This window comes from Limnohabitans sp. (assembly GCF_038134685.1).
Taxonomy (GTDB): domain Bacteria; phylum Pseudomonadota; class Gammaproteobacteria; order Burkholderiales; family Burkholderiaceae_C; genus Limnohabitans_A.
This window is the reverse complement of sequence record NZ_JAYPVP010000010.1, coordinates 1-10,247: the sequence shown is the minus strand read 5'-3', so window position 1 is coordinate 10,247 and position 10,247 is coordinate 1. Positions and strand designations below refer to the sequence as shown.

The 10,247-nt window shown below is 55.7% G+C and carries 9 protein-coding genes; 4 read left to right on the top strand and 5 right to left on the bottom strand.

What is annotated here, in order from left to right; all coding sequences use genetic code 11:
- The coding region (gene pstS, locus AAFM15_RS05925) for a phosphate ABC transporter substrate-binding protein PstS (RefSeq protein WP_341685786.1) at positions 1-982 on the bottom strand (982 nt) is incomplete at its 3' end.
- A 221-nt stretch (positions 983-1,203) separates the two neighbouring features.
- Here pstS and AAFM15_RS05920 point away from each other — a divergent pair.
- From AAFM15_RS05920 to AAFM15_RS05905, 4 genes are all read left to right on the top strand, one after another.
- A complete protein-coding gene (locus tag AAFM15_RS05920) occupies positions 1,204-3,159 on the top strand; it encodes a PhoX family phosphatase (RefSeq protein ID WP_341685785.1) in 1,956 nt (651 codons plus the stop codon).
- Positions 3,160-3,262: 103 nt separating this feature from the next.
- Positions 3,263-4,171, top strand: a complete 909-nt coding sequence (gene ppk2 / locus AAFM15_RS05915) for a polyphosphate kinase 2 (RefSeq protein WP_341685784.1) — start codon at positions 3,263-3,265, stop codon at positions 4,169-4,171.
- A 71-nt stretch (positions 4,172-4,242) separates the two neighbouring features.
- Positions 4,243-5,739 carry an exopolyphosphatase gene (gene ppx, locus AAFM15_RS05910; RefSeq protein ID WP_341685783.1) on the top strand — a complete coding sequence of 499 codons (1,497 nt, stop codon included), beginning with the start codon at positions 4,243-4,245 and terminating at the stop codon, positions 5,737-5,739.
- A gap of 55 nt (positions 5,740-5,794) precedes the next feature.
- A complete protein-coding gene (locus tag AAFM15_RS05905; RefSeq protein WP_341685782.1) occupies positions 5,795-6,214 on the top strand; it encodes a hypothetical protein in 420 nt (139 codons plus the stop codon).
- On the opposite strand, the gene AAFM15_RS05900 is transcribed toward AAFM15_RS05905, so the two are convergent.
- The 4 genes from AAFM15_RS05900 to AAFM15_RS05885 all read right to left on the bottom strand — a co-directional run.
- The gene (locus tag AAFM15_RS05900; RefSeq protein ID WP_341685781.1) at positions 6,215-6,676 is read right to left on the bottom strand and encodes a histidine phosphatase family protein; all 462 of its coding nucleotides are present in this window, start codon (positions 6,674-6,676) and stop codon (positions 6,215-6,217) included.
- Positions 6,677-6,689: 13 nt separating this feature from the next.
- Complete coding sequence (ppk1, locus tag AAFM15_RS05895) at positions 6,690-8,732, bottom strand: polyphosphate kinase 1 (RefSeq protein ID WP_341685780.1); 2,043 nt, start codon at positions 8,730-8,732, stop codon at positions 6,690-6,692.
- Between the two features lie 90 nt (positions 8,733-8,822).
- Positions 8,823-9,848, bottom strand: coding sequence for a glycosyltransferase family 1 protein (locus AAFM15_RS05890; RefSeq protein WP_341685779.1), 1,026 nt, complete (start codon positions 9,846-9,848; stop codon positions 8,823-8,825).
- Positions 9,845-10,247 (bottom strand): UDP-2,3-diacylglucosamine diphosphatase (locus AAFM15_RS05885; protein ID WP_371833088.1); only part of this gene is annotated, 403 nt, incomplete at its 5' end. The genes AAFM15_RS05885 and AAFM15_RS05890, both read right to left, overlap by 4 nt.

Here is a 10,247-nt window from a genome sequence, read left to right as displayed (position 1 = left end):
TCTGTGCAGTCAGCGCGTCAGGCAAGGCCACATAATCCAGCTCGGCTGCCATCTGCTTGCCATTCTTGAACGCCCAGTCGAAGAACTTGACCACTTCTTGCGAAGCAGCTTTGTCGCCCGGCTCTTTGTACATCAGGATGAAGGAAGCGGTGCTGATGGGCCAGCTGGTTGCGCCTTTGGCGTTGACCATGGAGATGCCCATGCCCGGGACGCTGAACCAGTCAGCACCCGCAGCAGCAGCAGCAAAGGTCTGATCATCAGGGCTCACAAACTTGCCATCAGCGTTTTGCAGCTGCAGGAAAGTCATGTTGTTTTTCTTGACGTACGCGTACTCCACGTAGCCGATGGCACCTTTGACACGGTTGACGTTGGCCGCCACACCTTCGTTGCCCTTGCCGCCCACAGAAGATTCGGCAGGCCACTTGACAGCAGCGCCCTTGCCCACTTTATCGGCCCAGTCTTTGCTGATGGCGCTCAGGTAATCGGTAAAGTTGAAGGTGGTGCCGGAGCCGTCAGCACGGTGCACCACGGTAATGGCTTGGTCAGGAAGTTTCTTGCCAGGGTTCAGAGCTGCGAGCTTGGCATCGTTCCACTTGGCAATGGTGCCCATGTAGACCTCGGCCAGCACCGGGCCGGAAATGCGCAATTCGCCGGGCTTGAAGCCATCCAGATTGGCCACAGGCACGGTACCGCCAATGATGGCCGGGAACTGCACCATGCCGTCTTTGTCCAGATCTTCACCCTTGACCGGCGCATCAGAGGCGCCGAAAGTGACCGTCTTGGCGCGGATCTGCTTGAGACCACCGGAAGAGCCGATGGACTGATAGTTCAGGCCATTGCCGGTCTGCTTTTTGTAAGCCTCAGCCCACTTGGCGTAGATCGGATAAGGGAAGGTCGCACCAGCGCCCGTGATATCGGCCGCAAAAGACGTCAGAACTGCCGCACCAAAGCCGACAGCCACAAAAAGAGATTTGAGTTTCATGAAAGCTCCAGTCTGAAACACATATGAGGGAGAGCACAACACAGTGGATGCACGCTTTGTCCGTAGACAGGTCAGACTTTATGTTCCGATTGTGACACTTTGATGTCAAATTTACCAAAACTTGCTGCTCAAGCTGAAATACGAATCGTCATCAAAACTTCATCCGATTGTCACGGACCATGACGAGCATGGCGAGTGCATCAACCACTTTGGAGTTTTTCATGCACATCACCACCATCGACAGCGAAGACCTGCCCACCAACACCAGCAATAACGAACATTTCCAGGCCGTTGTCAACCGCGCCGTCAACCGTCGTGGCTTTCTGAAAACTGGCGGTGGGCTCGCTGCTGCAGGTTTCTTGGCAGGACCTCTGGCTGGCTGCGCCAACTTCGCCAAGAGCTCTGGTCCGCTGATGGGCTTTGAGTCCATTGCCGCCTCGAGCGCCGACACCATCACCATCGCCAAGGGCTACACAGCCACGCCGTTCGTGCCCTGGGGTACGCCCCTGTTCAGCTCCGGCGCCGGATCGCGCTGGAAAGGCGACGGGAGCGAAAGCGCAGCCGATCAGGCTCGCCAGGTAGGCGACAACCATGACGGCATGCACTTTTTCCCGATCGACGGCAAATCCAACAACGAAGGTTTGCTGGTCATGAACCACGAATACACCACCGTTGAAAAAGGCAAATACATCACCCTGTTCGGCCTGCCTCCCGCGGCTGCGGACAGCCTGGAGCGGGTGAACAAGGCCATGCAGGCCTGGGGCGGCTCGATCATCCATATTCGCAAAGACAGCGCTGGCAAATGGGCTGTGGTGCTGGATTCCAAGTACAACCGCCGCATCACAGCCGACACCCCCATGGCGATTTCCGGTCCAGCTGCAGGGCATAGCCTGCTCAAAACAAAGGCAGACCCAAGCGGCACACACGTGCTGGGCATGCTCAACAACTGCGGCAATGGCTTCACCCCATGGGGCACTTACCTGACCTGCGAAGAAAACTTCAACAACAACTTTGGTACCACCATCGAACCCAAAGTGGATGGCCGCACTCCTGCACAAAAACGCTACGGCATCACGGCTGGCCTGTCTGAATACGGCTGGGAAACACGCCATGACCGTTTCGATTACAAAAAAGAACCCAATGAATCAAACCGATTCGGCTGGATTGTTGAAATCGATCCGTTTGCACCTGAATCCGCCCCTGTCAAGCGCACCGCCCTGGGCCGTTTCAAGCACGAAAGCGCCGCCTGGAATTTCACCGCCGACAAACGTGTGGTGATCTACATGGGCGACGACCAGGCCAATGACTATGTCTACAAGTTTGTGTCCGACAAAGCCTATGTCGAAGGCGACAAGGCCTCCAACCAGGGGCTGCTCGACAGCGGGAAACTGTATGTAGCCCGTTTCAACGACGGCAACACCAAAGGCGACTTCATGGGCACCGGCGAATGGCTGCTGCTCGACAAAGAAGCCAATCCCGTGCTCAAAGCAGACCCCAGCTTCCCCGACCAGGCATCCGTCCTGATCCATGCCCGTATGGCTGCCGACAAACTCGGTGCCACCAAGATGGATCGCCCTGAATGGGTCTCTGTCCACCCTGGCACTGGTGAGGTCTATGGCACCATGACCAACAACACCTCGCGCAGCGTGACTGACGATGTCAACCCTCGCGCCAAAAATGCTTATGGCCAGATCGTTCGCTGGCGCGAAGCGGGTAACAATGCTGCCGCAACCACTTTTGAGTGGGATATCTTTGTGCTGGCCGGCAACCCTACGGTCGAAGCCAACAAAGGAAATCTGAACGCAGGATCGGCCAACATCAACGCCGTCAACACCTTCAACAGCCCTGACGGACTGGCCTTTGACCGCTTCGGCCGCTTGTGGATCCAGACGGACGGCAAGTACTCCAACTCAGGTGCTTTTGCTGGTCAGGGCAACAACACCCTGTTGTGCGCCGACCCTGTCACCAAAGAAATCCGGCGCTTCATGGTGGGCCCCAAGGAGTGCGAAGTCACGGGCTTTGCGTTCTCACCAGATGGTAAAACCATGTTCGTGAACATCCAGCACCCTGGTGAAGGCGGTACAGGTGGCAGCAGCTGGCCCGATGGTGGCAAGGCCATGCCTCGCTCGGCCACGGTCATCATCACCAAAAACGATGGTGGCGTGATCGGAAGCTGAGTCGGCTTTTAGCACTGAACTGCGACCAAGCCCTGCCCAAAGTGGCAGGGCTTTTTCATGACCGTGACACAAAAAAGTCACACTTGGAGTGCAAGCTCAAGCCATGACTGCCAAACACGAAATCACCGAACACCAACTGGCGCAGTTGCGCGAAGATCTTCTGGACTCTTTGGACGAAGAGTTCGAACTGGAAATGGAAGATCGTCTGGGTGAAGACGCTCAACGCACCGCCGAACCCTCCAGCCAGCGCATCCGCTATTTCCGGGAATTGCTGCGCCTGCAAACCGAGCTGGTCAAGCTTCAGGACTGGGTCGTGCACTCGCGTCAGCGCGTGGTGATTTTGTTTGAGGGGCGCGATGCTGCGGGCAAAGGTGGTGTGATCAAACGCATCACCCAACGCCTGAACCCCCGTGTCTGCCGGGTCGCAGCCCTGCCCGCCCCCAACGACCGCGAAAAAACCCAGTGGTACTTTCAGCGTTATGTGGCTCACCTTCCCGCTGCTGGCGAGATCGTCTTGTTTGACCGCAGCTGGTACAACCGCGCGGGCGTCGAACGCGTCATGGGCTTTTGTTCAGACGACGAATACGAAGAATTTTTCCGTACGGTGCCTGAATTCGAAAAAATGCTGGTTCGCAGCGGCATCAAGGTCATCAAGTACTGGTTTTCGATCACCGACGACGAGCAACACCTGCGCTTTGTAGGCCGGATTCAGGACCCGCTCAAACAGTGGAAGCTCAGCCCCATGGATCTGGAAAGCCGCCGCCGCTGGGAAGACTACACGGTGGCCAAGGAAACGATGCTGGAACGCACCCATATTCCTGAAGCGCCCTGGTGGATTGTGCAAGCGGTGGACAAGAAGCGGGCTCGCCTCAATTGCATCGAACATTTGCTGGCACAGTTTGATTATCACGACATTGAACACCCATCCGTCGCGCTTCCTGCTCGCGTGCGTAACCCTGACTACATACGGCACCCGGTGCCCGACAACATGTTTGTGCCCGAAGTCCATTGAGTTTCACGCCCGCGTCACAGCATTGTCAAATTCAAGTCACATAATCGGTTCAACTCAGCAGTTGTCCCTTTATGCAAGCGAAAAACCTCTTTGCCGCGATCGATCTCGGCTCCAACAGCTTTCGACTCGAAATTGGCGAACTCGAATCCGGCCATCTTCGTCGCGTTGAATACATCAAGGAAACCGTCCGCCAAGGCAACGGCCTGGACAGCGACCGCAACCTGACGTCAGAGGCCATGCAGCGCGGCTGGGACTGCCTGGCCCGTTTTGGCGAGCGCCTGGCCGGCTTCAAGCCTGACCATGTGCGCGCTGTAGCCACTCAAACCTTGCGCGAAGCCAAAAACAGGGATCTGTTCGTCAGCCGCGCACGAGACATGCTGGGTTTTCCTGTGGAGGTCATTGCTGGTCGTGAAGAGGCTCGCCTGATCTACCTGGGAGCAGCGCATTTATTACCAGACTCGCAGGAAAATCGACTGGTGGTGGATATTGGCGGCCGCTCGACCGAACTCATCTTGGGGCAAGGCCTGCAAGCCAACACACTGGAATCCTATCGCCTGGGCAGCGTGGCCTGGTCCATGAAATATTTCAAGGATGGACTTTGGACCGCCTCGGCCTTCAAGGCTGCCGAGATTGCCGCCAAAGCCATTCTGGACGAAGCTCAACCCCTCTACACACGGGAGAAATGGGACCGTGCTTACGGCACCTCAGGGACCATTGGAGCTGTTGCAGACATGCTGGTCGCTGCCGGCTGGAATGATGGGCTGATCACGGCCGAGCGACTGCAGTGGCTCAAGGACAAGCTGATCAAGGCCCATACCGCCGACAACCTGAAGCTGAACGGCCTGCGCGAAGACCGCAAACCCGTGATTGGCGGAGGCCTTGCGGTGCTGATGGCTGTATTTGACCTGCTGCACATCGATTCGATGCAAGCAGCGCAAGGCGCATTGCGTCACGGCGCCTTGTTTGACATGCTCGACCGTGAAAGCCCTCAGGCCGACATTCGGACACGCATGGTGACGGGACTGAGTCAGCGATTTGGCGTGGACAACAAACAAGCAGAACGCGTCACACGCACCGCCCAGGCCCTGTTTGCACCCATGGTCAGTCATCAGGATGCCGAAGAGCGCTCGCGCGGGTTACGAAAACTGCAGTGGGCCGCGCGTTTGCACGAAGTCGGCATTCGCATCTCACACAGCGATTACCACAAGCATGGCGCCTATATTCTGGACAACACCGACATGCCGGGCTTCAATCTCGATGAATTACATCGCTTGGGCCTGTTGATTCTTGGACACAGAGGCAAATTGCGCAAACTGGGAGAAGCCTTTGATGACCTGCTTTTTGTGCAACAACTCATGGCGCTAAGACTTGCCGTTGCACTTTGTCACGCCCGACGCGACCCTGATATTTCCAGCTTGCAAATTGAGTGCAATCCGACTCGCTCACGCTTTGACCTTGCGGTCAGCAAATCGTGGACTGAACAGTGGCCGCAGTCGGCACACCTGCTGAACGAAGAGATCACCGCCTGGCAAAAGACAGGTTGGGAGCTTTTTGTCACAAAAACTTAATTTGAAAAATCTTTTAACGGTATATACAGTATTGTTCTTTTGAAGGATTCCTGTCATGAGTACAACTGCAAAACCCCCGGTCGCCCCCAACAAAGCCGTTCGCAAACCTGCAAGCAATGCACGTCCACGCAGCGGTAGTGCGAAAAAATCAGTCTCAACAGGTGCTCGCAAAGCGGTCGCTGCGCCGGTTAAAGAGACCTCCAAGCCAACAACTCCAGCCAAGAGCGCGACACCCGCAGCTGCACCCAAAGACAAGAAAGTCAAAGTTGTGCGTGACAGCTACACCATTCCAAAATCGGAATACGGTCAGTTGGGTGAGCTCAAGAAACGTACCCTGAGTTTAGGCGTGGCTGCCAAAAAGAGCGAGCTGATCCGTGCCGGACTGTTGCTGCTCGCCAAGCAAAACGATATACAGCTGAAAACCAGCCTCTCGCAAGTGCCTGCCATCAAGACAGGTCGACCCGCCAAAGGCTGATCAAAGGTACTCAGGACAGACCACCGTCATGACGGTGGTCTGTACATGACCTTCGCGCTGTCGGCAACGCAACCACCACAGACTGCCCTTGCGCACAGACATGGGCTCACCGGTCATGCCAAGGACAGACGCAATCAGATCACCCAGCACAGGCTGATGACCGACGATCAACACCGGGTGTCGCGCAGAAGGCCACTGTGCACATTCGAGCACATCTGCCACACTGGCCCCTGGTGCCAAAGCATCACGGACCTTGTACTTGCGTTGCAAATGCCGGACCGTTTGCACTGTTCTCGTGGCAGGACTTGAATAAATCCGGGCACCTTCAGGCAATTGCTGGTCAAGCCATTTGGCGACGCGATGTGCCTGCTTCTCGCCTTTGCTGGTCAAGGCCCGCTCCAGGTCGGTTTGGCCGTCCATCAGCTCATGGGCCTCAGCATGTCTCCATAACAGCAAATCCATGCCAGCAGCCTCCTTAGCGGCTTGCGTAACGCAGCATCAAGGCCTGCTGTGCGCTGTGCCCACGCAATGCATCGCGTACATTGGCATAGTGGCCTTGGCCATCCATCTCCCAGGCATCCTGACCGTCGTGCATGTAGGCCAGTAAGCATTCATCAATGATTTTTCGCCGTGCCGCGGGATCCTCAACAGGCCAGGACACTTCTACACGCCGGAACATGTTGCGACTCATCCAGTCCGCGCTGCTCAGGTACAGCTGCTCCTGCGGACCAGCCCGAAAATAAAACACGCGTGAGTGTTCCAGAAAGCGGCCAATGACAGAACGCACACGAATCCTGTCGGTCTTGCCAGGTATGCCCACAGGCAACATGCAGGCACCACGCACAATCAAATCAATCAACACCCCACGCGCCGAAGCGGCCATGAGCTCCTGAATCAATGCAGGATCCGTGAGCGAATTCATCTTGGCCACAATGCGGGCATCCTGCCCTCGCTCAGCAGTATCAGCGCACAGGCGAATGTATTTCACCATGGCAGGATGGAGACGCTCTGGAGCCATGAGCAGCTTGCTCAGACGCGGTGCCCGGCTAGGATTGGCCAGATACAGGAAGACCCTGTCCATGTCGGCTGTGATGACCGGGTCAGCAGTCAAGTGACTGATGTCTGTGTACAGTCGTGCGGTACGCGGGTTGTAGTTGCCAGTCGACAGGTGTCCATAACGTTTGAGCGTGCGCCCCTCCTGACGAGTGACGAGCAGCATCTTGGCATGGGTTTTGAGGCCGACCACGCCATAAACCACTTGCACCCCAACAGCCTCGAGGCGCTCTGCCCAATTGATATTGGTTTCTTCGTCAAAACGCGCTTTGAGCTCTACCACTGCAGTCACTTCAATCCCACGGCGCACAGCTTCTTGCAATAGCTTGAGCATGGTCGGATCGCTGCCCGTACGGTAGATGGTTTGCTTGATGGCACGGACTTGTGGATCGTTCACGCATTCGCGCAAAAAAGCCAGGACCGTATCAAAGCTTTCGAAAGGCTGATGAATCAGGACATCTTCATGCTTGAGCGCCTGGAGAATCGAGCCATGACGCTGCAGTACCGCCGGCATGCTGGGTTTGTAGGGTGCAAACAAGAGTTTGGGGTCATCCACCATGTCAATCAACTGCATCAACCGCACCAAGTTGACCGGACCATTGACCCGAAACAAAGCTTGCTGCGGCAAGCCAAATTGCTGCAGCAAAAATTCAGCCAGCTTGCTGGAGCATCCAGCAGAGACTTCCAGCCGCACAGCCTGACCGTAATTGCGCACTTGCAAGCCACGACGAAGCGCCGTGCGCAGGTTCTCGATATCATCTTCATCAACAGCCAGATCCGAGCGACGCGTCACGCGAAATTGCGAGAACTGCAAGACCTGCCTGTCAGGGAAGAGTTCAGCCAGATGAGCTCGGACCACGCTGGAGATGGAGACATAGTTTTGCCCACTTTTTGACAGGTTTTCGGGCAAACGGATATACCGTGGCAAGCTGCGTGGAATGCGCACAATTGCGATTTCCGTCTCTTTGGCCTTGCGCTTGCGTTGAACAGCTTCACCCAAATGGACAATGAAGTTCAGTGACTTGTTGGCAACCTGAGGAAAGGGATGGGCTGGATCCAGGCCCACAGGCATCAGCAAGGGGCGCACCTCTTTTTGAAAGTAGGTATGAACCCATTGCTTTTGGGCATGGTCACGATCACTGTGGGATAGCAAACGAATGCCGCGCCGCTTGAGTGCAGGCAACAAAGCGTTGTTGTAGAGAGCGTATTGCTTGTCCACCAAGGCGCGAGCTTGGCGGGTAACAACATGATCTTCATCGCTATTGCTATCGGCTTTTGAACCATGAAGTCCATTGGCGTGGGGCTCGTATCGCACCTCGAAAAATTCATCAAGGTTCGACGACACAATGCCCAGATAGCGCAAACGTTCCAATAGAGGAACCCCGTCGCGACTGGCCCAACTCAACACCCTTTCATTGAAGGAAAGAATGCTCAGATCCCTGTCCAGCAAGGATACGCTCTCCATATCGGAAGTAATGACTGGGCTCGATTGAATGATTGCACTCACAATCCCAAGATTGTCAGCATTGACTGTGACAGCCGTGTGACAAAAACCTCAATGTGATTGCGCCAAAACCAGGTTACCTACAAATTGCTCAGCCACTGCAGGCCAACCAAACATTTCTGCACGGACTCGTGCTGCAGACCTTGGATAGGTCAGCGCCTGCAAGGTGGCTTGCGTCAAATCTTGGTCCAGGACACCTCCGTGCGAGTTCGGTCCCAATACCTGCAAAGGACCATCAACGGGGTATGCAGCCACGGGTGTCCCGCAAGCCATGGCTTCCAGCATGACCAAGCCAAAGGTTTCATTGCGTGAAGGAAAAACGAAGACATCGGCTGCCGCATACACCGTTGCGAGTTCGTCGCGCGGGAGCACACCCAACCAACACACCTGCGGGTAACGAGCTCGCAACTGAGCTTGCAGCGGACCTACGCCACAAACCACCTTGGTTCCCGGCACATCCATCTCCAGAAACGCCTGAATGTTTTTTTCATAAGACAACCGACCTACGAACAAGGAGAGGGGTCGCGGCAATCCTTGAAATATCCCCAATTCAGTTGGCTTCTCTGCATATTCAAACAACTCCATGTCTACCCCGTGTGTCCAGGCCTTCAAACGCTTGAACTTGCGGTCATGCAACATGCTCTGAACACCTGAGGTCGGCACCATCACCGCCGAGGATGCCGAGTGGAAATACCGAAACAGCGCATACCCCCAGGACAAGGGAATCTTCAAGGCAGCGTTGAGGATTTCCGGGAACTTGGTGTGGAATGCCGTGCTGAAATTGAAACCACGCTTGTTGCAATACCTGCGGGCAGCCCACCCCAGAGGTCCCTCGGTGGCAAGATGGATCCAGTCCGGCCGGAAATCATCAGCAAGTCGGGCGAGTTCCGCATAAGGTTGAATGGCCAGGTCTATGCCGTCATAACCCGGACAAGGACGTGTCTTGAACAAGCCCGGGTGGACAACCAGGACATTCAAACCCATGTGCTGGAGCTGAGCCACCAACTCCACCAACGTTGTCACCACCCCGTTCACTTGAGGTTTCCAGGCATCGGTGACCAACAGCAAGCGATTCATGCGGCAAGCACCTGCACAGAGCTCACCGCCGAGTGGGCCTGTTCGCGCCAATGGATGACCTCAAGACGTCCATCCTGCCACTCCACAAGCGCACTCAAACTCTCCACCCAATCGCCATCATTGCAATAAAGCACACCATTGATATCTCGAATCTCGGCATGGTGAATGTGCCCACAAACCACGCCATCAAATCCACGCTGTTTAGCCTGCTCCGCTACTGCCAACTCAAAGTCGGAAATGAAGTTGACTGCTTTCTTGACCTTCAGCTTCAGGTACGCAGAAAGACTCCAGTACGACCAGCCCCAGCGACTGCGCAAACGATTAAGCCAGGTGTTCATTCGCAACGAGAATTCGTAAAGCCAGTCCCCGACATAGGCAAGCCATTTCGCTGTCTGGATG

Coding starts and splice junctions, on each gene's coding strand:
- AAFM15_RS05920 (WP_341685785.1), top strand. CDS start 1,204: ATGCACATCACCACCATCGACAGCGAAGACCTGCCCACCAACACCAGC.
- ppk2 (WP_341685784.1), top strand. CDS start 3,263: ATGACTGCCAAACACGAAATCACCGAACACCAACTGGCGCAGTTGCGC.
- ppx (WP_341685783.1), top strand. CDS start 4,243: ATGCAAGCGAAAAACCTCTTTGCCGCGATCGATCTCGGCTCCAACAGC.
- AAFM15_RS05905 (WP_341685782.1), top strand. CDS start 5,795: ATGAGTACAACTGCAAAACCCCCGGTCGCCCCCAACAAAGCCGTTCGC.
- AAFM15_RS05900 (WP_341685781.1), bottom strand. CDS start 6,676: ATGGATTTGCTGTTATGGAGACATGCTGAGGCCCATGAGCTGATGGAC.
- ppk1 (WP_341685780.1), bottom strand. CDS start 8,732: ATGGAGAGCGTATCCTTGCTGGACAGGGATCTGAGCATTCTTTCCTTC.
- AAFM15_RS05890 (WP_341685779.1), bottom strand. CDS start 9,848: ATGAATCGCTTGCTGTTGGTCACCGATGCCTGGAAACCTCAAGTGAAC.